Source organism: Streptomyces sp. WG7, from assembly GCF_049975785.1.
GTDB lineage: Bacteria > Actinomycetota > Actinomycetes > Streptomycetales > Streptomycetaceae > Streptomyces.
Genome location: NZ_JBNGGE010000044.1, coordinates 44,342 through 66,023, shown reverse-complemented (window position 1 = coordinate 66,023; position 21,682 = coordinate 44,342). Strand labels below are relative to the sequence as shown.

Genomic DNA, 21,682 nt, shown 5'->3' with positions numbered 1-21,682 from the left:
TCGCGTTTCCCTTTCCGGCGGTTCCGACTCTATCAGATCCTTTCGGCCCTGATTCCCCGTCAGAGGGGGTTGTCTTCACGGCTGTTGGGCCGTTCCGACGTCTCAAACCTTAGCGGACTCTCTCGGCGATTCCCAATCGGAGTGGACCGGGCCGTCGAGCCTCAATCGGAATTGAATTCGGGCACGCCGAAGTCGTTCCCATTGAGGGGTCGTGCTGGTGGTTTGGTGCCGCTGCTGCGGCGGGAGGTGCTACCGCAGAACCGTTACGGCCCCGTGGCAACCCGAAGAACCTTACGGATCCCGCAGGGGGCTGTCAACCACGCCTGTCAAGATCTTTAATCGAGGTCGCTGAGCCTGCCGCCGGCGTCCGGCTGGGCGTGCTCCACCCTGCGCAGGAGACGGGTGAGGACGTCACCCAGCGCGGTCCGGTCGTCCGGGGAGAGGTCCTGGAGCAGGTCCTCCTCGAAGACCGACGCGAGGCGCATGGCCTCCAGCCACTTCTCGCGCCCCTCCGCCGTCAGCTCGACGATGACACGGACCCGGTTGGTCTCGTCGCGGTCCCGGGTGACGAGCCCCTCCCCCACCATGCGGTCGATGCGGTGGGTCATCGCGGCCGGGGTCAGGCCGAGGCGCTTGGCGAGTTCCCCGGGGCCCAGCCGGTAGGGAGCGCCGGACAGGACGAGCGCCTTGAGCACCTCCCAGTCGGTGTTGCTGATGCCGAGCTCGGCGGTCTGCCTGCCGTACGCGACGTTCATGCGGCGGTTGAGACGGGAGAGCGCCGAGACGATCTTCTCGACCTGGGGGTCGAGGTCCTGGAACTCGCGCTGGTAGGCGGCGATCTGTTCTTCGAGTGTCGGCTCGCCGGCGCCGGAGGTGTCGCCCATGGCCGCAGTATGGCACGCGGCTTCTTTGCCTTGAAGTCCTTCGCTATGTACTCTTTACCTTCGAACTTTAGCTTCTAAGTCTTCAGCTCTAACGGTTGAAGCGATCGATCCAAGAGAGGGTGAACGTGACCAGGGCAATGGGCGCAGCGATGCGCCGGATTCATGTGGGCAACGCACTCAGCGCGTTCGGGCTCGGTTTCACCGTCCCCTACCTGTACGTCTATGTGGCGCAGGTACGGGGACTCGGTTCTGTCACGGCGGGTCTCGTACTCGCCGTCTTCGCCGTGGCCGCCCTGATCGTGCTGCCGTTCGCCGGACGGGCCATCGTCCGGCGGGGCCCGCTGCCGGTGCTGCTCGTCGCCCTGGTCACCGCCGCGGTCGGCGCGCTGAGCCTGGGGCTGTCGGCCTCGGCCGCCACCGTGCTGCTGTCCGCCGCCGCGCTGGGGGCGGGACAGGCCGTGATGCAGCCGGCGCTCGCGACGATGATCGTGGACTGCTCCACGACGGAGACGCGGTCGCGGGCGTTCGCGATGCAGTTCTTCCTGCAGAACCTCGGGCTCGGCGTCGGCGGACTCATCGGCGGGCATCTGGTCGACACCACGAGCGCGTCCTCCTTCACCGTGCTGTTCGCGATCGAGGCGGCGATGTTCCTGCTGCTGGTCGCGGTGATGGCGACGGTGCGCACGCCGCGCGCGCCCCACGTGGCCGGGGTGCCCGGGCAGGGTGCCGGCAACAGCTGGAAGCAGCTGCTGGGCAACCGGGCCATGGTGCAGCTGTGCGTGCTGGGCTTCGTGCTGTTCTTCGCCTGCTACGGGCAGTTCGAGTCGGGGCTGAGCGCGTACGGCGTCGAGGCGGCCGGCATCTCCACGTCCGCGCTGGGGACCGCCCTGGCGGCGAACACGCTGATGATCGTGATCGCGCAGTTCGCGGTGCTGAAGTTCGTGGAGCGCCGGAAGCGGTCCCGCGTGATCGCCTCGGTGGGGCTGATCTGGGCCGTCGCGTGGGCGGTGGCCGGGTACGCCGGGCTCGGGCACGGCAGCCAGACGATGGCGACGGCCGCGTTCATCTCGACGTACGCGCTGTTCGGGCTGGGTGAGGCACTGCTGTCGCCGACGCTGGCGCCGCTGGTGGCCGATCTGGCGCCGACCGGGCTGGCCGGACAGTACAACTCCGCCTTCGCCCTGGTGAAGCAGCTCGCGCTGGCGATCGGGCCGGCGGTGGGCGGGCCGCTCGGGGCCTCGCTGCACGCGCCGTACATCATGCTGTTCACGCTGTTCTCGCTGGTCATCACGGTGCTGGCGGTGCGGTTGGGGCGGCAGCTCACGGCCGTACAGAACCAGCCGTCGCTCGCCCGGAGCCGGGTGGTCACGCAGGGCGGGGCACCGGCCGACGCGGTGGCGGCCGCGGAGGCGTGAGGCTTACGGGCCTACGGGCTTACGGGCTTACGGGCTTACGGGCTTACGGGCTTGATGCTTGGGGACTGAGGCGTCTGCCGCGACGGGTTCGCACCTGTCGCGGCAGGCGCCTCACGCGGTGACTCACGGGCCGTGGCTCACGGCTTCGGCAGGACGAACTCGCACCAGACCGCCTTGCCGCCCCCGGGTGTGCGCCTGGAGCCCCAGTTGGAGGCGATCGTCGCGACGATGGCGATGCCCCGGCCGGACTCGTCCACCGGTTCCGCGCGGCGGCGTCTGGGCAGGTGGTCGTCGCCGTCGGTGACCTCGACGATCAGTCGGCGGTCGGTGCGGCGCAGACGCAGGCGCATGGGGGGCGTGCCGTGCTGGAGGGAGTTGGCGACCAGTTCGCTGGTGGCCAGGACGCCCAGGTCGTGCAGTTCGGTGGGGAACCGCCAGCTGGTCAGGACCCCGGATGCGAAGGCACGCGCGCGGGGGGCCGCTTCCACGCCGCCGAGCAGTTCCAGAGCGGCGTTGCGGAAGAGCTCGGCCTGCGCGCCCTTGCGGGCGGGATGCTGGAGGACCAGGACGGCGACGTCGTCGTCGTGTTCCGGGGTGACGCCCGCCGAGCGGACGAGGCGGTCGCAGATCACCTGGGGGCTTCCGGTGGCGCCGGACAGGGCGCGTTCCAGGGCGGCGATGCCGTCGTCCAGGTCCTCGTTGCGGCGCTCCACCAGGCCGTCGGTGTAGAGGACCGCGGTGGAGCCGGGGGTCAGGGCGATCGAGCCGGACGTGTGCATCCACCCGCCGGTACCGAGCGGGGGGCCGGTGGGTTCGTCGGCGCGCTGGACGGTGCCGTTCTCGTCGCGGACCAGGATGGGCAGGTGGCCGGCGGAGGCGTACACCAGCCGGCCCTCGTTCGGGTCGTGGATGGCGTAGACGCAGGTGGCGATCTGGTTGGCGTCGATCTCGGTGGCGAGGCCGTCGAGGAGCTGGAGCACCTCGTGCGGGGGCAGGTCGAGGCGGGCGTAGGCCCGTACCGCCGTGCGGAGCTGGCCCATGACCGCTGCCGCGCGGACGCCGCGGCCCATGACGTCGCCGATGACCAGGGCGGTACGGCCGCCGCCGAGGGTGATCACGTCGTACCAGTCGCCGCCGACCGCGGCCTCGGTGCCGCCGGGGTGGTAGGTGGCGGCGACGCGCAGGTCGTCGGGCTCCTCCAGCTCCTGGGGGAGCAGGGAGCGCTGGAGGGTGACGGCGGTCTCGCGCTGGCGGCTCTCACTCGCGCGCAGGCGGCCCGCGGCCTCGGCGTGGTCGGTGACGTCGGTCGCGAAGACGAGGACGCCCCGGCCGCCGCTGTCCCCCTCGGTGACCGGGGTGCAGGTGAAGGTGTAGGAACGGCCGTCGGGAGCCTTGCGGGACTTGAGGGTGCGGGGTCTGCCGCTGCGCTGGACCTGGTCCAGGAGCGGGAAGAGACCGAGCTCGTCGAGTTCGGGGAGGGCCTCGTCGGCTCGTTCGCCCAGGTCGCGCATGCCGAAGGCGGCGACGTAGGCGTCGTTGACGTAGGAGAGGCGGTGGTCGGGGCCGTGGACGAGGGCGACGAGGGCCGGGACGCGGTCGAGGACGTCGCGCACGGGGAGGTCGTCGACGGCGGGGACGGGCGGGGCCTCGTCGGTCAGCTGCTCGGCGCGGGCGGCGGGTACGGTGCCGTCGCCCCGTCGGTCCGGGGAGACCGTCGTGTCGGTCCGCGCTGCGGCGCGGCGCTGCGTTCCGGGGAGTCGGGCGCTCCAGCGCGTGAAGTTCACGAATCCTTGCCTCGTGTAGTTGTCGGCGGCCCAGGGCCGGGACGGGCCGGGAACGGCCGGGGCCCCGGGGGCCGCGGGAACGAGCGGCGGCGCGCCCGCTGTGTGGCCCAGTCTGGCAGGGTGCCGACCGGGCCGACGTCCGTCAGACGCTGGACCGGCCGGGGGAGTTCCTGGGTCCGGTCAGGACTACTCCTTCGGGTTGCGCGGTGGTTCCTGAGAAGGCTTTCCACCGGCCGCGAGTTCGAACTCCGCTCGCGGATGTTCGAGTGAACCCAGGGAGACGATCTCCCGTTTGAAGAGTCCGGCGAGGGCCCATTCGGCCAGCACGCGCGCCTTGCGGTTGACGGTGGGGACCCTGCTGAGGTGGTAGGCGCGGTGCATGAACCACGCGGGGTAGCCCTTCAGCTTGCGCCCGTAGACGTGCGCGACGCCCTTGTGGAAGCCCAGGGAGGCGACGGAGCCGGCGTACTTGTGCGCGTACGTGTCGAGGGGCTCGTCGCGCAGGGCGTGCGCGATGTTGTCGCCGAGGACCCTGGCCTGGCGGACGGCGTGCTGGGCGTTGGGGGCGCAGTCCCGGCCGGGCTCCGCGGCGGTGACGTCGGGGACGGCGGCGGCGTCTCCCGCGGCCCACGCGTGTGGGGCGCCGTCGACGGACAGGTGGGGGGTGCAGGTGAGCCGGCCGCGGTCGTCGAGGGGGAGGCCGGTGGCGGCGAGGAGCGGGTGGGGTCTGACGCCGGCCGTCCAGACGACCGTACGGGTGGGGAGGCGGGTGCCGTCGCTGAGGACGGCGACGCGGTCCGCGCAGGACTCCAGGCGGGTGTCCAGGCGTACGTCGATGTTGCGGCGGCGCAGTTCGGTGACCGTGTAGCGGCCGAGCTCCTCGCCCACCTCGGGGAGGATGCGGCCGGAGGCCTCGACGAGGATCCACTTCATGTCGTCCGGTGTGACGTTGTGGTAGTACCGCGTGGCGTAGCGGGCCATGTCCTCCAGCTCGCCGAGGGCCTCCACGCCCGCGTAGCCGCCGCCGACGAAGACGAAGGTGAGGGCGGCGTCGCGGAGGGCGGGGTCGCGGGTGGAGGAGGCGATGTCCAGCTGTTCGAGGACGTGGTTGCGCAGGCCGATGGCCTCCTCGACGGTCTTGAAGCCGACGCCGTGGTCGGCGAGGCCGGGCACGGGAAGGGTGCGCGAGACCGAGCCGGGCGCGAGGACGAGTTCGTCGTACGTCAGCCGACGGGCGCCCGTCCGCTCCTCGTCGGTGGCGAGGGTGGTGATGGTGGCGGTGCGCGTCGTGTGGTCGACGGAGCGTGCCTCACCGATGACGACATCGCATTGGCCGAGGACGCGGCGCAGCGGCACGACGACGTGCCGCGGGGAGATGGAGCCCGCCGCCGCCTCCGGCAGGAACGGCTGATACGTCATGTAGGGGTCGGGAGTGACGACCGTGATCTCGGCTTCGCCCCTCCGGAGTTCTCCCCTGAGGTTCCGCTGCAGTCGCAGCGCCGTGTACATCCCGACGTAGCCGCCGCCGACAACGAGAATGCGCGCACGTTCCTTCACCATCCCATGACGCACCCGACGCTTGCGTTTGTCCACAGGCTCGTCGATTTGTGTGACCGGAGATCGTGCGGCCCCGGGGTGGTCCGTACGGCCGTGCTCCGGTGCGGTCGCGCAGGTCAGCAGGGGTGGGACCGAAGGCGGAAGGCGGCGCATTCGGGGCGTATACGGTCCGAGGTCCGATCGGGGGTTGCTCCGTGCGGAACCTGCCCCTTCTGAATTGACCCTCGCTCAACTATGTTCTTTCCCACGGGGTGTAAGGGGATGTGCTCATCGGGTCCGCGACGGGCGGACCGCGGAGCCGGGCCTGTTCCGCGCACTCCGGCTTTCGATGGCGGGGAGTGTCTCCGGGGGGAGACGCCATTACCGGGGGATTGTCTATGCATGTTCAGGACTCTCATTGGTCGTCCGCGTCCGCTGTCGCGCCCGGTGGCGCGATGAGCGCGACGGCGGGCGGCGCACGCGGGGACGGAGCGCGCACCGCGCCTTTGCGCGTGGACGCCCAGCGCAATCTGGAGCACGTGCTGCGCGCGGCCCGCGAGGTGTTCGGCGAGCTGGGGTACGGCGCACCGATGGAGGACGTGGCGCGGCGCGCGCGGGTCGGTGTCGGCACGGTGTACCGGCGCTTTCCGAGCAAGGACGTCCTGGTCCGGCGGATAGCCGAGGAGGAGACGGCCCGTCTGACCGACCAGGCCCGGACGGCGCTCGGGCAGGAGGACGAGCCGTGGTCCGCGCTGTCGCGCTTCCTGCGGACGTCGGTCGCCTCGGGCGCCGGGCGGCTGCTGCCACCGCAGGTGCTGCGGGTCGGAGTGTCCGACGACGGTGACGGCGGCGCCAGTGGTGCCGGCGGTGCCGTGGGCGGTGAGCCGCGGGTGCCGCAGCAGCGGATACAGCCGGGCTCCGGCGAGCTGCGACTGGTGTCCGACGGGTCCGCGCGGGCAGGTGCGTCGGTCGGCGGGCCGGTCGGCGGACCGATCGCGGGGACGGTTTCCGCAGAGGGTGACGACGGGGCGGCGGAGCTGCTGGACGTCGTGGGGCGGCTCGTGGAGCGGGCACGCTCGGCGGGTGAGCTGCGACCGGACGTGTCGGTGTCGGACGTACTGCTGGTGATAGCCACGGCGGCGCCCTCGCTGCCGGACGCGGCACAGCAGGCGGCGGCCTCGGCCCGGCTGCTGGACATCCTGCTGGAGGGACTGCGGTCGCGCCCGGCGTAGGACTGTGGTGCCGTCGGGTGGGCGGGACGTGCCGGGCTTTCGTACGCCCCGCGTCCCGCTCACGGCACCCCGCGTCCCGCTCACGGCGCCCCGCGTCCCGCTCACGGCGCCCCGCGTCTCGCTCACGACTCCCGTCGTCCCGCTCACGTCCGCCGGGGCGGGAGGCCCTTCTCCTGCCCCGCACGGCTGAGCGTCGGTATCGCGTCGCGGCGGGTCCCCACGGATGAGCGGTGATCGCCGGCCGGGGGCCTGGCCAAGGGCTCTGTGCGCTCCGGTCCGGTGGGCTGGGCAGGTGGGCGGGTCCGGCTGGGCCAGGTGGGCGGGTCCGGCTGGGCAGGTGGCGAGGGCCAGCGGTGAGGAGGCGGGTCAGACCCGCCTCGCGACCGCTCCCGCCCCCGCCCCGCCCAGCGCGCCGCGCTGCGGCGTGATGCCCGCCGGTACCGCGCGCTGGCGGGCCGGGGTGCCGGTCCAGCAGGTGCCTCGGCGGGCGAGGAGGCGGCGGAGCCACAGTTCGAGGGAGACGAGGTCGGCCAGCCCGTCCAGGGGCAGCGCCTCGCCCGCGGCCGCCGCGCGCACCGCCTTGCGCACGACCCGCGCCTCCACGAGCCCCGCCTGAGCGAGCAGCGGCGTGTCGAAGAGACCCAGCAGGGAGTCCGCGGCGACCCGCAGCCCCGTCCGCTCGGCGGAAGCCGCCACCACCTGTGTGGGCGCTCCCCAGCCGCTGGGCAGCTCGTTCACCCCCGCGCCCTCCAGCACCGTGCGCAGAATCGCCGCGCGCGCCCCCGGACGCACCCGCAGTGCCTCCGGCAGCGCACGGCAGGCGCGGACGACCTGGTTGTCGAGGAAAGGGGTGTGCAGCCGCTGGAAGCGGATCTCGGCGGCCTGTTCCAGCACCCGCACGTCCGCCGCCCGCCGCGCCAGCGCCGCACGCGCGCGGAAGTCACCGGGCCGCTGCCCCGGCCCGACCCCGGACCGCTGGGAGGACGTCTGCAGGCGAACCGATACTTCAGCCAGCGCCTCTCCGGTCAGCCACCGCGCCGCCGGCCCCGGCCCGGCCCAGGTCAGCACGGCGAGCGACGCCTCCATGGCGCCGTCGCCCGGCGTGTCGAAGCGTCGGCGCAGCAGCCGTTCGGAGAGCACCTCGAGCCCGGTGCGGTACGGCGTACGCGCCAGCCGCCGGGCCGCCGCGTACACGCGCGCGGGGACCAGCACCGACCCGTCGGCCTTGGCCAGCGCGGCGACCGGCCGCACGAGATGGCGGCGCTTGCGGTCCATCAGCAGGTCGGCCAGCCGCGCCGGATGGGCGTCCAGCACCTGCCGCGCCCCGTACCCGGTGAAGTGGTCCGCGCTGCCCGCGGCCAGCCGCGCCCGGTGCCGCGCCGACGCGATCAGGGACGAGCCCGGTTCGTCCGTCAGCGGCCCGTCCAGCGCGGCGTACGGCAGCATCTCCTCGCCGCCGGTGACCACCACGTGGTGCAGCCGCGGGTTGGCCGCGAGGGCCCCGGCCCGCTCCAGCTCGGCCTCCTGCCCGCCGACGGCGAGGTCGTTGAAGGTGACGGCCAGCAGCCGCTCCCCCGCCCCGGTGCCGTGCCCGAGCACGGTCCCCGGCATCCCCGGCAGCCCGGCGGCCAGCAGGGCCAGCGTTGCCGAGGCCGGTCCCCCGGACAGATCGGCGCCGATGCCCGGGACCGGCATCCCGCGCGCGGCACGCCGTTCGGCGGGCCCCATGCCGGGGACCGGGCCGGGGTCGATGCCGTCCCCGGGGACGTGCCGGGGCGCGGCGAGGCGCGTACGCACCGCTTCCACCAGGGCGTCCCGCACGCCGTCCACCGCACGGTCGGGGTCGGCCGAGGGCGCCGCGACCGCGAGTGAGGCCACCGGCTCGTACCCGGCGATCTCGCGCGCCCCGGCGCGCAGGATCAGCGCATGCCCCGGCGGAATGCGCTTCACGCCGTCGTACGGGGTGGAGTCGTCCAGCGCGGCCGGCACGTCGGGCGCGGCGAGCAGCGCGGCGAGGTGCCCGAAGTCGAGGTTGGCCTCGATGAGGTCGGCCAGGGGCAGCGCGGCCGTCGCGTACGCCGTGCCGCCCGCCCAGGGGGCGTGGAACACCGGGCGTACGCCCGCGAGGTCACCGCAGACGGTGATCCGCCGGCCCACCTGGACGACGGCCGTGTAGCTGCCGGGCCACGCCGTCAGGTGCCGGAGGGCTCCGCCGCGCGCGGCGAACAGTCCGACGCGCAGCTGCTCGTCGGTCGCGCCGCAGATGCCGAGGACGGCGATCCTGGTCTGCGGGTCGGCCGTGACGACGCGCACCTCGTCGGGGCGCCAGTCGCCGACCGCCCACAGGGGGTCGGGGTCGCCCCACAACAGCTGGGAGCCCACGGGCTGCACGGTCTCGCCGTCGTAGCCGGTGGCTCCCGCGGAGCCGCCCGCGCCGGCTATGCCCGCGGCTCCCACGGCGGTGCTGCTCCACCCCACCAACCACCGCATCGACGCCTCCACAGACTGTGGACAACCAGTGCACCGTACGAACTGGTTCCCCATGCTGCCATGAAGGGCGCGCCGCAGAGCATCGGCGGAGCCGCGAGTGCCCCCAGAAACGCGCCCCCGCGGAGACTCACGCGAGGACGCCGACTCCCTCTCCGGTTCCCCCCGGAGGGCGCGAAGACGACGTGAATGCGCCCCCGCAACGCGCTCTTTGGCTACCCAACGCGCCCTCAACTCCCGTGGTGAGGGCGGTGCCACCCCGGAATCACCCGGGTTGATTTTCAGCCAAATCGGCGCCACGTGAACGCGTTCGAACACGCTCCGTACAGGCTGTGCACCCCGACCGGCGGCGCGCGGTCCGGGAGGCGAGGCACGCCCCCCGGACCCGTCCGCCGCCCGCGGGGATGTAGGCGGCGGTGTCCCCCAGCCCACTGGATCCAGTACAGCGGGCCGACCCACGCACCGCCCATGGAACCGCTCCCGGCGTGGCCGGAGAAGAGCGCACGGCCGGGCGCACGGCCACACACCGGGAGCACGCGGCAACAGACCGTGCACGCACCGCACTTCAGTACGGACCACAATCCCGCCATCCGGAACAATGCCTCTTAACGCATGGGATCCGGCGAACTACGCTGGGTTTACGAATGCCGCGTGGTTATGCCAGCGCGGCAGCCGTCTGTGTCGAGGGGTGGCGCATGTCCAGGGAGCAACGCGGGCCGAACGAGAAGCTCGGCGCCGTTCTCGCCCTCGCGGGAATCAGCAACGCAGGACTCGCCCGGCGCGTCAACGACCTCGGCGCCCAACGCGGGTTGACTCTTCGCTACGACAAGACGTCGGTGGCACGCTGGGTGTCGAAGGGAATGGTGCCGCAGGGTGCGGCGCCGCACCTCATCGCCGCCGCCATCGGCCAGAAGCTCGGCCGCCCGGTGCCGCTCCACGAGATCGGCCTGGCGGACGCGGATCCCGCCCCCGAAGTGGGCCTCGCCTTCCCCCGGGACGTCGGCCAGGCCGTCAGATCGGCCACCGAGCTGTACCGTCTCGACCTCGCCGGCCGCCGGTCCGGCGCCGGCGGCATCTGGCAGTCGCTGGCCGGCTCGTTCGCAGTGAGCGCATACGCAACGCCCGCCTCGCGTTGGCTGATAACCCCGGCCGACAGCTCGGTGGCGCGTGACGCGAGCCCGGCCGAGGGCTCCGGCGCACCGCTCAAAGTCGGCCACAGCGATGTGCGCAAGCTGCGGGAGGCCGCCGAGGACGCCCGGCGCTGGGACTCCAAGTACGGCGGCGGCGACTGGCGTTCGTCGATGGTCCCCGAGTGCTTGCGCGTCGAGGCGGCCCCGCTGCTCCTCGGCTCCTACTCCGACGAGGTCGGCCGCGCCCTGTTCGGCGCCTCGGCCGAACTGACCCGCCTGGCCGGATGGATGGCCTTCGACACGGGCCAGCAGGAGGCGGCCCAGCGGTACTACATCCAGGCCCTGCGCCTGTCCCGCGCGGCGGCCGACGTGCCGCTGGGCGGCTACGTGCTCGCCTCCATGTCCCTCCAGGCGACCTACCGCGGCTTCGGCGACGAGGGCGTGGACCTCGCGCAGGCCGCGCTGGAACGCAACCGCGGCCTGGCCACGGCCCGCACCATGAGCTTCTTCCGCCTGGTCGAGGCCCGCGCCCACGCGCGCGCGAACGACGCGGCGGCGGCCGGCGCGGCCCTGAAGGCCGCCGAGAGCTGGCTGGAGCGCGCCCGCCCCGGCGACAGCGACCCGACGTGGCTGGGTTTCTACTCCTACGACCGGTTCGCCGCCGACGCGGCCGAGTGCTACCGCGACCTGAAGGCACCGCGCCAGGTCCGCCGCTTCACCGAGCAGGCCCTGTCGAAGCCGACGGAGGAGTTCGTACGCTCGCACGGCCTCCGGCTCGTCGTCTCGGCGGTGGCCGAGCTGGAGTCGGGCAATCTGGACGCGGCCTGCGAGCAGGGCGTGCGGGCGGTCGAGGTGGCCGGCCGCATCTCCTCCGCCCGCACCACCGAGTACGTCAAGGACCTCCTCCACCGCCTGGAGCCGTACGGCGACGAACCACGCGTGGTCGAGCTGCGCGAGCGCGCCCGGCCCCTGCTGATGACCACGGCCTGATCCGCCCCCGCCTCCCGGGTTTGAAGGCATTGTCAGTGGCGCAGTGCACTATCGAAGCCGGGAGGTGGGCCGGAGATGGAACGAGTGCGGAGCGGGGTCCCGCACGGCATCGCGCGCGGAATCGCGTACGACTGCGACGTGCTGGTGATCGGCGGCGGAATCGTCGGCCTGTCGACGGCGTACGCGATCACCCGCGCGGCGCCCGGCACCCGGGTGACGCTGCTGGAGAAGGAGCCGGGACCGGCCCGGCACCAGACGGGCCGCAACAGCGGCGTCATCCACAGCGGCGTCTACTACCGCCCGGGCTCGCTGAAGGCCCGCTACGCGGTCCGGGGCGCGGCCGAGATGGTCAAGTTCTGCTCCGAGTACGGCATCGCCCACGCCGTCACCGGCAAGCTGATCGTCGCCACCGACCGCGCCGAGCTGCCCCGGCTGCACGCCCTCGTCCAGCGCGGCCGGGAGAACGGCATACCGGTACGCGAGCTGGGCGCCGCCCAGATCCCGGAGTACGAGCCCGAGGTGCGCGGCCTCGCCGCCATCCACGTCGGCACGACCGGCATCTGCGACTACACCGCCGTGGCCCGGCAGCTGGCCCGGGCATCCGGCGCGGAGATCCGCTACGGCGCCGAGGTGCGGCACATCGACCGCCGTCCGGGCCTCGGAGTCGCCGCCCGCACCCGCTCCGGGGAGGTGCTCCGCGCCCGGGTCCTGGTCAACTGCGCCGGGCTGCACTGCGACGGGATCGCCCGCATGACGGGGGACGACCCCGGCATGCGGATCGTCCCCTTCCGGGGTGAGTACTACGAGCTGGCGCGCCCGGAGCTGGTGCGGGGACTGGTGTATCCGGTGCCGGACCCGGCGTTCCCGTTCCTCGGCGTGCACCTGACCCGCGGCATCGACGGGAGCGTCCACGTCGGGCCGAACGCGGTGCCCGCGCTGGCCCGGGAGGGGTACGGCTGGGGCGTGGTGCGCCCCCGCGAGCTGGGCGGGACGCTGACCTGGCCGGGGTCGTGGCGGATAGCCCGGCGGCACTGGAGGTACGGGGCGGGCGAGCTGCGGCGGTCGCTGTCCAAGGAGGCGTTCACCAGCGCCGTGCGCAGGCTGCTGCCCGCGGTGACGGAGGGGGACCTGGTGGCGGCGCCCGCGGGGGTGCGGGCGCAGGCGGTGCTGGCGGACGGGACGCTGGTCGACGACTTCCTGATCCGCGAGGGCGCCCACGCCGTGCACGTCCTGAACGCGCCCTCGCCCGCGGCGACGGCGTCGCTGCCGATCGGGCGGGAGGTGGGGCGGAGGGCGCTGGCGATGCTGGCGGCGGTGCGGTGATCCGGGGTCTGCCGCGTCGCCCGGCGCGGGGCGGGCCGCTCGAGCGGGGGGCAGTCTCCACCACCCTCGTGTCGCCTCTGGGGTACCTCCCGTGCCGCCACCGTGCCGCCCCTGGGTCACCTCCGTGCCGCCCCTGAAGCACCTCCCGGGCCGTTCAGGTCCTGGAGGCGCCACGACTGCCCGCGGTGACGCGCACCGGTGGCCGTAAAATTGAGGCACTGTGTCTGACTTCCACCGTGCCCCCGAAGCCGCCCCCCAGCCCGCCGCACCGCATACCGGCGTCTCCGTCCGGCACACCCGTACCAAGGGTGAGCCCCGGTTTCCCGACGGGCCGAAGGCCGATCCCGCCGGTTCGCACTTCGAGCGGCGGATTCGGAGTTTCCAGCCCCGCCGGAGCCGGGTGACCGCCGGGCAGGCGGACGCGCTGCAGCGGCTGTGGCCCGTGTGGGGGCTGGACATCGACGGGCAGCGGGTCATCGACCTCGGCGAGCTGTTCGGGAACTCCCGCCCCGTCGTCCTGGAGATCGGCTTCGGCATGGGCGAGGCCACCGCCCAGATGGCCGCCGCCGACCAGGACACCAACATCCTCGCCGTGGACGTCCACACCCCCGGCCAGGGCAACCTGCTCGGTCTCGCGGAACGGGACGGACTGTCCAACGTCCGGGTGGCCAACGGCGACGCGATCATCCTCCTGCGCGAGATGCTCGCCCCCGACTCCCTCGCCGGGCTGCGCGTCTACTTCCCCGACCCCTGGCCCAAGAAGCGGCACCACAAGCGCCGCCTGATCCAGCCGGAGTTCCTGACCCTGGCCGCGACCCGGCTCGCGCCGGGCGCCTTCGTGCACTGCGCCACCGACTGGGAGCCGTACGCGGAGCAGATGCTCGAGGTCCTCACCGCGCATCCCGACTTCGAGAACACCGTGCCGGGCGGCGGATTCGCGCCGCGCCCCGCCCACCGCCCGCTGACCCGTTTCGAGGGCCAGGGACTGGACAAGGGTCATGTGGTGAACGACTTGCTCTTCCACCGCGTACCGCACAAGGAGCAGCCCTCCACCGGTTAGGGTCCATGCCGTGGCCACCAGTCCCCCGTACCCGACGCGTCCGCACATGCAACCGCACTGGTGGCAGCGCGCCTGGGTCCGGCACGGCGCACTGGTGGCACTGCTCGCGCTGGCCGGCCTGGTGATCCTGGCCCTGGTGCGCGAACAGACCGGTACGCGGGGGTTCCTGGTGGGGCTGGGCCTCGCGGTACTGCCGGTGCCGCTGCTCGTGGCCGCGTTCCGCTGGCTGGACCGGGTCGATCCCGGACCCTGGCGGAACCTGCTGTTCTGCTTCGCCTGGGGTGCCTGCGCGGCGGCGCTGATAGCGATCGTCGCGAACAGCTTCGCGACGAGGTGGATAGCGACGGCCACCGCCGACCCGGCCGGCGCGGACACCCTGGGCGCCACGGTCATAGCCCCGGTCGTCGAGGAGTCCGCCAAGGCCGCCGCCGTCCTCCTGGTCTTCCTCTTCCGCAGGCGCCACTTCACCGGCATCGTCGACGGCGTGGTCGTCGCCGGTGTCACCGCCACCGGCTTCGCCTTCACCGAGAACATCCTCTACCTGGGCACCGCCTTCGGCACCGACCAGCTCACCGGCGACAGCGGCTTGACGTCCGTCACCGCGGCGACCTTCTTCGTCCGCATCGTGATGTCGCCGTTCGCCCACCCGCTCTTCACCGTGCTCACCGGTATCGGCTTCGGCATCGCCGCGCTCCGGGCGGGCCGTCACCGCCTGCGCCGGGCCCTGCTCCCCCTGTGCGGCCTGCTGCTCGCGATGGGCATGCACGCGCTGTGGAACGGCTCGGCCTCGTTCGGCGAGTACGGCTTCCTCTCCGTGTACGCGGCTGTCATGGTGCCCTCGTTCGGTCTGCTGACCTGGCTGGTGATCTGGACCCGGCAGCGCGAACTGGGCACCGTACGGACCGAACTGCCCGTGTACGTCATGGCCGGGTGGCTGGCACCGGCCGAACCGTACGCGCTCGGCTCGATGCGCGCCCGCCGCATCGCCCGGCAGCACGCACACCGGCACGGCGGGAAGGAGGCGGCGCGGGCGGTGGCACGGTACGAGGCGTACGCGACCTCGCTGGCGTTCCTCCGGCAGCGGGGGCGCCGGGGCACGGCGGGCGCCGACTTCACCCTGCGGGAGCGGGAACTGCTCGACGCCCTGTGGCACCGGCGCGACGTGGCCCGACCGGCGCTGGACTACGCGGCGCGGGCCACCGCGCCACCCGTGCCGGTGGCGGTACCGGCCTGGCCGTACGCGTACGGGCCGTACGGCCCCGGCCGTCCCGCGGCGGCCCCGGCACCGTACCCCGCACCGGCCGCATACTCCCCGAGCAACCCCTACGCCCCTTCCAGCCCGCACCACCCGTACGCCCCGCCCGACCCCTACCGGCCGTAAGCCCGCAGCCGCCCGTCGCACGGCGCCCGGCCCGCGGACGCCCGGCCATCGGACGCCCCGCCCGCAGACTTACGGCCCACAGCTCCCGGTGCTTACGGCCCACAGCGCCCGGTCCGCCGGCGCGACCGGCCCTCAGGCCGACGCCTCCGTGAGCTTCCCGGCCTCGTCCTCCGTCAGGCTCAGCTCCGCCACCCCCAGCAGCGCCGGCAGCTGCTCCACCGTGCGCGCGGACGCGATCGGCGCGGCCACCGTCGGCTGTGCGGCCAGCCAGGCCAGGGCGACCGTGGCGACGGGAGCGTCGTGGGCCTCGGCGATCTCGTCGAGGGCGGCGAGGACCCGCCGGCCGCGCTCGGTCTCCAGGTGCTTCGCGGCGCCGCCCGCCCGAGGACTGTCGACGTCCGCACCGGGCCGGTACTTGCCCGTGAGGAAGCCGGACGCGAGGGCGTAGTACGGCACGGCGGCCAGCCCGGCCCGCTCGGCGAGGTCGCGCGGCTCGCCCTCGTACGTGTCGCGCGAGACCAGGTTGTAGTGGGGCTGGAGGGCCACGTAGCGGGCGAGGCCCTCGCGGTCGGAGAAGGCCAGGGACTCCGCGAGCCGCTCCGCGGAGATGTTGGAGGCGGCGATGTGCCGGACCTTGCCCGCCCTCACCAGCTCGTCGAGCGCGCCGATGATCTCCTCCACCGGCACCTCGGGCTTGTCGAAGTGGGTGTAGTAGAGGTCGATGTGGTCGGTGCGCAGGCGGCGCAGCGAGGCGTCGGCGGCGGCCTTGATGTTCGCGGCGGTCAGTCCCGGGTACTCGGGGTGCTGGCTGACCTTGGTGGCGAGGACGACGTCGCCGCGGTTGCCGCGGGAGGCGAGCCACTCGCCGATGAGGGTCTCGGACTCTCCGCCGGTGTTGCCGTCGACCCACGCCGAGTAGGAGTCGGCGGTGTCGAGGAAGTTGCCGCCGGCCGCGGTGTAGGCGTCGAGGACGGCGAAGGAGCGGTCCCGGTCGGCGGTCCAGCCGAAGACGTTGCCGCCGAGGGCGAGGGGGAAGACCTCCAGGTCGGAGGAGCCGAGCTTGCGCAGAGAAGTCATGTCCTGCGTCAACGAACACACCGGACGATGTGATTCCGGCCGTGGCGCAAAGAACCCGCAAACCGGCAGCCCTGACGTCGGGGGGTTGCCGTCAGGACCGCCGGGGATCAGCGGGGAGCGGATGGGTCAGCGTGGGTACTCAGGGGTTGAGGCCCTTGTTCTGCAGCCACGCCATCGGGTCGATACCGCCGCCGTCGGCCGTGTGGACCTCCATGTGGAGGTGGGCGCCGGTGACGTTGCCGGTGGCGCCGACGCGGCCGATGATGTCGCCGGTGGCGACCTTCTGGCCGACGCTGACGCTGATGGAGGACTGGTGGGCGTACCAGATCTCGGTTCCGTCATCGAGGGTCAGCACGGTCTTGTAGCCGTACGACCCGTCGTATCCGGCCGACGTGATGGTGCCGCTGTGGACCGCCTTGAGCAGCGTGCCCGTGGGGGCGGCGAAGTCCAGGCCGGTGTGGTAGCCGGAGGACCAGTAGGCGCCGGCCTGACCGAAGCTCGAGGAGATCGTGTAGGACGAGGTCGGCAGGGTGTACTGCTTGGCCAGCTTCGCGAGCCGTTCGGCCTCGGCCTTCTTCTCGGCCGCCTCCTGCGCCTTCTTCTTGGCGGCGGCGGCCTTGGCCTGGGCCTCCTTCTCCGCCTCGGCGGCGGCTTCCGCGGCCTTCTTCTCGGCTGCGGCGACGGCTTCGGCGGCGGCCTTGCTCTCCACCTGGGCCTGCTGCTGCTCGGCCTGCGCCATGATCCGGGCCCGCAGCGTCTCACCGGCGCCGGCGGTGTCCTCGGTGCCGGTGGCGGTGGCGGCCGCCACGCCGATGCCGCTGAGCGGGGTGGCGGAACCCTCGGGCTCCGGCTCCTCGTCGTCGGAGATGAGCGAGCCGACGTTCGGCAGGTCCGGCATGGAGATCGACACCGGCGGCTTGCCGGTCTGCGCGCTGGCCATGCCACCCGCGCCGACGGCCGCTATGACACCGACGCCGAGGACGGTGGAGCTGCGGGCGAGTCCGCCGCGCTGCTTGGCGACGCGGTGCCGGCCGCGTACCGGTCGGATGGATTCCGCGGTGGGATTCCATTCCTCCCAGGGGCCCTCTTCGGTGCGGTAGCCGTCGTAGCCGAAGGTGTCCGCGTCGTGCTGGTTCGGCACGAACGGGGCCTCGGGGGCAGGCCGGTTGGACGCCACGTGGGCGTGCTCCTTTCCTTCCTTCTCGCCTACCGGGTTAGCTGACGGGTTCGGAGCAGGAAGGTCTCCTACGCGCGTATATCCGCCGTGTCTCCACGGCGCCTTACGCCCGATTCACCCCAATGTGGTGGTTCCCCGGTTCCCTTGCGGGATTCGGCGCGTGCGCACGGAGCCGCCTTCTGTGACGGCTGGGACGACCGCGCTGCGTTATCGAACGTTAATAGACGCGAGGCTCGGATTCCAAGCCGTTCCTCTAGATCATTAACGAATCCGGCCGGGACGTACGCCTCATGGGCGGTCAAAGCGGGGCGAGTTGACCCCGTCTCAGTATTCCCCCTCGCGTCACAACTTTCTGATGGTGTGTCAGTTGTTATGCGGAGGGCGGTCGGTCCGTCACGTGCCGTGACATCGGTCAGGGCCGTCGTACGGCGAGCAGTGCCATGTCGTCGGCCATGCCGCCCCCGGAGTGCCGGCGCACGTCGTCGGCGAGGGTGCCGAGCAGTTCCGACGGATGCCGGAAGACGCGGCCGGCCAGCCGCGCCTGCGGGTCGTAGAACTCGCCCTGGGCGTCCCGGGCTTCCGAGACTCCGTCGGTGTACAGCAGCAGTGTGGCCCCACCGGGGAAGTCGGCCTCCTCCGCACGGTCGGGCCACACGCCGAGCTCTCCCATGCCGAGCGGCAGCGCCGATTCCCGGGCGGGCAGTGGGCGCAGGGTGCCGTCGGCGTACAGCAGCAGGGGCGGCGGGTGGCCGCGGTTGACGATGCGGACGACCCCGTCGCCGTGCGGGAGTTCGGCGAGCACGGCGGTGGTGAAGCCCTCGAAGGCGTCCAGTCCGTCCCGGCGGGAGCCCTCGCGGGCCAGCGCCCGCTCCAGCCGCTGCGCCACCGCCTCCAGCGTCGCCTCCTGTTCGGCGGCCTCCCGGAAGGCGCCGATCACGACGGCGACGGCGCCCACGGCGCCCATGCCCTTGCCGCGCACGTCCCCGACGATGAGCCGGATGCCGCGCGCGCTGTCCTGTACGGCGTAGAGGTCGCCGCCGATGAAGGCGTCGGCCTGCGCGGCCTCGTAGCAGGCGGCGATCTCGAAGCCGCCGATCCGCTCGGCGGGCTCGGGCAGCACGGCGCGCTGGGCGGCCTCGGCGATCTCGCGCACGGAGACGAGGCGCTCGCCGGTGCGGCGGACGAAGCCGTTCACGAGGACGGCGAGCACGGCGACCGTCGCGATGGTGATCAGTTCGGTGAGGGAGTCGACGTAGTGGATGACGCCCTTGCTCAGTTGCAGCCCGACGACGGCGGCGACGACGGCGGCACCGGTGAGCGCCGTGCCGCGCCGCGAGTAGATCGGGGCGGCGACCAGGGGCGCGGCCGTGTAGAGGGGGCCTGCGGTGAAGTACCTCGGGGTGAAGAGGTCGTACAGGATGGCGACGACGATCAGCAGTACGGGCAGCAGGCGTACGAAGGCCCGCCCGTACGAGGTCCGCCACGCCCGCGGCCGGCCCGGGTCCGGCCGGGGTGGCTCCGGGCCGTCACCGACGCCGGGGTCGGGCACGGGGTCGCCGGGGAGTCGGCCGCCGGCTCTGGCGTACGTCCCTTCGTCGTCCACGTCACCTGGCCGCACCACTGGTCTCCCGCCACCCCGCACGTCTGCGCCGCTTGCCGTCCCTCCGTCCAGGTTTCCCGGAGCGGGGGTGGGGGGCGAGCCGTGCGGGCCGACCGGGTGACTGGTGACTGGTGACTGGTGACTGGGCGATGCGCCGGGGGGGCAGAACGCACCGAAGGCCGGAATCCCTGAGGATTCCGGCCTTCGGTCTTCAGTAGCGGGGACAGGATTTGAACCTGCGACCTCTGGGTTATGAGCCCAGCGAGCTACCGAGCTGCTCCACCCCGCGCCGTTGTGTCTCTACTGTACGTCATCCCGGGGGCGGAATGCACATCCGTACCTCCGCACCCCTTCCAGCGGCGCTCCGCTACCCCTCCAGATGGCGGTTCGGCGCCTTCGCCCGCTGCTCGTACTCCGGCAGTACGACGACGGCGGCGCCCCCGGCCGCGAGCACTCCGCTGCCGTCGGCCCCCGGTACGAAGGTGTCGGGTTCCCGCCAGGCCGTGACCACGCGGGGCACCCCGGCGTCGAGGATGAGCCGGGCGCAGGGCGCGGGCCGGGAGGCGCGGCGGGCGCACGGTTCCAGGCTGCTGTACACGGTGGCGGTCGCGAGCCGCGGGTCGGCGGGGTCGGCCTTCGCGAGCGCGGCCTCCTCGGCGTGCACGACGGGATCGCCGCCCTCCCGCGAGTGCCCGCGCGCCAGCTCCGTCCCGTCGGCGGCGACCACGACCACCCCGACGCTGAACGCCGTCCCCGACGGCGGGCACAGCTCGGCCAGCTCGCAGGCGAGCGCCAGCCAGTGCCGGTCGGAGGCGGTCACGCGGTCGCCGGTGCCGGGCGCGGTGGGCAGGTACCGCGTCAGCACCACGTCCTCGATGCGCCGCGTCTCCACCAGCCTGAGCCGCCCGCCCTGGTAGGCGCCGGGCCCGAACAGGCGGGGGGCGTCCGGGTTCCCGACGATCAGCGGGGCGAGGGCGAGCTGCAGTTCGTCGGCGAGTTCCTGCTGGAGCAACTGGCTGTGGACCTTCCCGCCGCCCTCGACCATGAGCCGCCGCACACCCCGCCGGTCGTGCAGGTACTCCAGCGCCGCCCGCCAGCCGAGCTCGGGCCCGAGCGGCACGACGTCGGCGGCGAGCCCCGCCGCGCGGGCCCGCCGGGCGCCGTCGTCCGTGGTCAGGAGCACCTTCTCCCCGCCGGTGTGCCAGAACGACGCCGCCGGGTCCAGGTCCCCGGTGGCGCTGACCGTCACCTTGAGCGGGTACTCCGCCCTCCCCGCCGCGACCCGGGCGGCCCGCCGCTCGGCCGAGTTGACCAGCAGCCGCGGATTGTCCGCCCGGATCGTGCCGGCCCCGACGAGGACCGCGTCGACGGACGCCCGCACCTCGTCGACCCGGTCGAAGTCGGCCGGGGAGGAGAGCAGGAGCCGGTCGGGGCCGGTGTCGTCCAGGTAGCCGTCGAGGGAGACGGCGGCGGAGAGGAGGACGTAGGGGAAGGGCATCAGGCGCTCCGGGTGCGGTCGGGATCGTTCTCCGGCGGGCTGGGGTGTGGGATCTCCGGCTTGCTGGACGGGCCCATCTCCACATCCGTGAAGCGCAGCAGCAGGCTCTTGACCGCTCACTCCGCCGCGAAGCCGTAGAGGTGGTCGGCTGTCGGCAGGCGGCTGTCGCGGTGGACGTAGTCGGCGTCCTCGAAGTGACGCTTCGCCGCCTTGGCGAACTGATCCTCTTGTAACGTCTCCGGCACATTCGGATCTTATCCATGGACAGCCCCTGACTTCCCGAATCGGCTGTCACTGAACTCGGCTCGTGCTGCGGTTCGTTCGCTGCCGTGTCGGGTCGACTCCTCATGCGCGTGGGATCGGGGCAGGACCGTACTCACAGCTCAGGGACAGGGACTTCCTTGTCCCCGTACCGTAGATCCGCTGCGCGCCGGTCACCGGAGCGGGCTGATTGCCCGCCCGGCGTCCCCTTTCCCTCAAAGGAACGAGAAGCGCCGCAGGCCTGGCCGGTGGCCGGATTCCGTCTGAGTACGAGTGCTCAGACGGAATGGTGGCCGATACGGATGATGCGACTGTGACAGGCAGCTACCGTCCGTATCGATCACCGCAGTGCGGTCATACGTTCCGACCTGCGTGGCGGCGTAGGACAGGGGAGGGGCCACGCATGGCGTGGGACGAATGGGAGCAGCTCAAGGCCGCGGCAGCGGAGCGGCAGGGTACGCACATGCAGCTGAACCAGTTACCGGCAGAGCGTTCTGGCGGCAAGGCCGACCTCATCTCCAACAGGTCGGCCTGGACACAGGCCGGTACGGACATCGGCTCGCTGCGTGAAAACATCAGCAAGGCGACGGCGAAGCTCAAGGACGGCCAGACGGGTCTCGGCAGCGACACCGGCTGCCTGACCGCTGCGGCCCAGAAAGATGTCCACGAGTCCTGGACGACCTACGTGGAACGCGTCAGCGGACACTGCGGAAAGCTCTCCGGCCTCCTGGTGAAGGCGGGCACCGACCACGTGGCGACGGACGAGTCGATCGAAGCCGAAATCGTTGAACTGGAGCTGTCCTACGCGGATACGCCGGCTGTCGGCGGTCAGGGCCAGCGGCGGTAA

The 21,682-nt window shown here is 72.8% G+C and carries 16 protein-coding genes, 1 tRNA gene and 1 riboswitch; of the genes, 7 read left to right on the top strand and 10 right to left on the bottom strand.

Features of this window, described 5'->3' with window-relative positions; translation table 11 throughout:
- Positions 1-335: 335 nt before the first annotated feature.
- Positions 336-884 carry a MarR family winged helix-turn-helix transcriptional regulator gene (locus tag ACP4J0_RS31080; RefSeq protein WP_426602046.1) on the bottom strand — a complete coding sequence of 183 codons (549 nt, stop codon included), beginning with the start codon at positions 882-884 and terminating at the stop codon, positions 336-338.
- A gap of 137 nt (positions 885-1,021) precedes the next feature.
- On the opposite strand from ACP4J0_RS31080, the gene ACP4J0_RS31075 reads away from it, so the two are divergent.
- On the top strand, positions 1,022-2,299 hold the full coding sequence (locus tag ACP4J0_RS31075) for an MFS transporter (protein ID WP_426602049.1): 1,278 nt from the start codon (positions 1,022-1,024) through the stop codon (positions 2,297-2,299).
- A 137-nt stretch (positions 2,300-2,436) separates the two neighbouring features.
- Here the strand turns inward: ACP4J0_RS31075 and ACP4J0_RS31070 are convergent, their stop codons facing one another.
- Positions 2,437-4,083, bottom strand: a complete 1,647-nt coding sequence (locus tag ACP4J0_RS31070; RefSeq protein ID WP_426602045.1) for an ATP-binding SpoIIE family protein phosphatase — start codon at positions 4,081-4,083, stop codon at positions 2,437-2,439.
- Positions 4,084-4,269: 186 nt separating this feature from the next.
- On the bottom strand, positions 4,270-5,643 hold the full coding sequence (locus tag ACP4J0_RS31065; protein WP_426602044.1) for an NAD(P)/FAD-dependent oxidoreductase: 1,374 nt from the start codon (positions 5,641-5,643) through the stop codon (positions 4,270-4,272).
- Positions 5,644-6,017: 374 nt separating this feature from the next.
- On the opposite strand from ACP4J0_RS31065, the gene ACP4J0_RS31060 reads away from it, so the two are divergent.
- Entirely contained in the window at positions 6,018-6,851 is an 834-nt protein-coding gene (locus ACP4J0_RS31060) for a TetR/AcrR family transcriptional regulator (RefSeq protein WP_426602043.1), read from the top strand.
- A 366-nt stretch (positions 6,852-7,217) separates the two neighbouring features.
- Here ACP4J0_RS31060 and ACP4J0_RS31055 read toward each other — a convergent pair whose 3' ends face one another.
- The gene (locus ACP4J0_RS31055; protein WP_426602042.1) at positions 7,218-9,341 is read right to left on the bottom strand and encodes an asparagine synthase-related protein; all 2,124 of its coding nucleotides are present in this window, start codon (positions 9,339-9,341) and stop codon (positions 7,218-7,220) included.
- A gap of 692 nt (positions 9,342-10,033) precedes the next feature.
- Here ACP4J0_RS31055 and ACP4J0_RS31050 point away from each other — a divergent pair.
- From ACP4J0_RS31050 to ACP4J0_RS31035, 4 genes are all read left to right on the top strand, one after another.
- A complete protein-coding gene (locus tag ACP4J0_RS31050; RefSeq protein ID WP_426602041.1) occupies positions 10,034-11,458 on the top strand; it encodes an MFS transporter in 1,425 nt (474 codons plus the stop codon).
- A gap of 75 nt (positions 11,459-11,533) precedes the next feature.
- Positions 11,534-12,781, top strand: a complete 1,248-nt coding sequence (gene lhgO, locus ACP4J0_RS31045; protein ID WP_426602040.1) for an L-2-hydroxyglutarate oxidase — start codon at positions 11,534-11,536, stop codon at positions 12,779-12,781.
- A gap of 220 nt (positions 12,782-13,001) precedes the next feature.
- Positions 13,002-13,841 carry a tRNA (guanosine(46)-N7)-methyltransferase TrmB gene (trmB, locus tag ACP4J0_RS31040; RefSeq protein ID WP_426602039.1) on the top strand — a complete coding sequence of 280 codons (840 nt, stop codon included), beginning with the start codon at positions 13,002-13,004 and terminating at the stop codon, positions 13,839-13,841.
- Positions 13,842-13,851: 10 nt separating this feature from the next.
- Positions 13,852-15,222 (top strand): PrsW family intramembrane metalloprotease, encoded by a 1,371-nt coding sequence (locus ACP4J0_RS31035; protein WP_426602038.1) that lies wholly within the window; start codon positions 13,852-13,854, stop codon positions 15,220-15,222.
- A gap of 132 nt (positions 15,223-15,354) precedes the next feature.
- Here ACP4J0_RS31035 and ACP4J0_RS31030 read toward each other — a convergent pair whose 3' ends face one another.
- The 6 genes from ACP4J0_RS31030 to ACP4J0_RS31005 form a co-directional block, all read right to left on the bottom strand.
- Positions 15,355-16,299 carry an aldo/keto reductase gene (locus ACP4J0_RS31030; RefSeq protein WP_426602037.1) on the bottom strand — a complete coding sequence of 315 codons (945 nt, stop codon included), beginning with the start codon at positions 16,297-16,299 and terminating at the stop codon, positions 15,355-15,357.
- 139 nt (positions 16,300-16,438) lie between these two features.
- Positions 16,439-17,476 (bottom strand): M23 family metallopeptidase, encoded by a 1,038-nt coding sequence (locus ACP4J0_RS31025; RefSeq protein WP_426602036.1) that lies wholly within the window; start codon positions 17,474-17,476, stop codon positions 16,439-16,441.
- Positions 17,477-17,487: 11 nt separating this feature from the next.
- Positions 17,488-17,645: riboswitch (cyclic di-AMP (ydaO/yuaA leader) on the bottom strand.
- Between the two features lie 243 nt (positions 17,646-17,888).
- Positions 17,889-19,079 carry a PP2C family protein-serine/threonine phosphatase gene (locus ACP4J0_RS31020; RefSeq protein ID WP_426602035.1) on the bottom strand — a complete coding sequence of 397 codons (1,191 nt, stop codon included), beginning with the start codon at positions 19,077-19,079 and terminating at the stop codon, positions 17,889-17,891.
- Between the two features lie 212 nt (positions 19,080-19,291).
- Positions 19,292-19,365 (bottom strand) — tRNA-Met (locus tag ACP4J0_RS31015).
- A gap of 78 nt (positions 19,366-19,443) precedes the next feature.
- Positions 19,444-20,574: a dihydrofolate reductase family protein gene (locus ACP4J0_RS31010; RefSeq protein ID WP_426602034.1), complete on the bottom strand. Its 1,131-nt coding sequence runs from the start codon at positions 20,572-20,574 to the stop codon at positions 19,444-19,446.
- A 116-nt stretch (positions 20,575-20,690) separates the two neighbouring features.
- Positions 20,691-20,819, bottom strand: a complete 129-nt coding sequence (locus ACP4J0_RS31005; protein WP_426602033.1) for a hypothetical protein — start codon at positions 20,817-20,819, stop codon at positions 20,691-20,693.
- A gap of 419 nt (positions 20,820-21,238) precedes the next feature.
- Here ACP4J0_RS31005 and ACP4J0_RS31000 point away from each other — a divergent pair, with 419 nt between their 5' ends.
- Complete coding sequence (locus tag ACP4J0_RS31000) at positions 21,239-21,682, top strand: hypothetical protein (protein WP_426602032.1); 444 nt, start codon at positions 21,239-21,241, stop codon at positions 21,680-21,682.

Bases quoted from the DNA above. Each gene is read 5' to 3' on its own strand.
- ACP4J0_RS31080 (WP_426602046.1), bottom strand. From the start codon at position 884: ATGGGCGACACCTCCGGCGCCGGCGAGCCGACACTCGAAGAACAGATC.
- ACP4J0_RS31075 (WP_426602049.1), top strand. From the start codon at position 1,022: ATGGGCGCAGCGATGCGCCGGATTCATGTGGGCAACGCACTCAGCGCG.
- ACP4J0_RS31065 (WP_426602044.1), bottom strand. From the start codon at position 5,643: ATGGTGAAGGAACGTGCGCGCATTCTCGTTGTCGGCGGCGGCTACGTC.
- ACP4J0_RS31060 (WP_426602043.1), top strand. From the start codon at position 6,018: ATGCATGTTCAGGACTCTCATTGGTCGTCCGCGTCCGCTGTCGCGCCC.
- ACP4J0_RS31055 (WP_426602042.1), bottom strand. From the start codon at position 9,341: ATGCGGTGGTTGGTGGGGTGGAGCAGCACCGCCGTGGGAGCCGCGGGC.
- ACP4J0_RS31050 (WP_426602041.1), top strand. From the start codon at position 10,034: ATGTCCAGGGAGCAACGCGGGCCGAACGAGAAGCTCGGCGCCGTTCTC.
- lhgO (WP_426602040.1), top strand. From the start codon at position 11,534: ATGGAACGAGTGCGGAGCGGGGTCCCGCACGGCATCGCGCGCGGAATC.
- ACP4J0_RS31030 (WP_426602037.1), bottom strand. From the start codon at position 16,299: ATGACTTCTCTGCGCAAGCTCGGCTCCTCCGACCTGGAGGTCTTCCCC.
- ACP4J0_RS31010 (WP_426602034.1), bottom strand. From the start codon at position 20,574: ATGCCCTTCCCCTACGTCCTCCTCTCCGCCGCCGTCTCCCTCGACGGC.
- ACP4J0_RS31000 (WP_426602032.1), top strand. From the start codon at position 21,239: ATGGCGTGGGACGAATGGGAGCAGCTCAAGGCCGCGGCAGCGGAGCGG.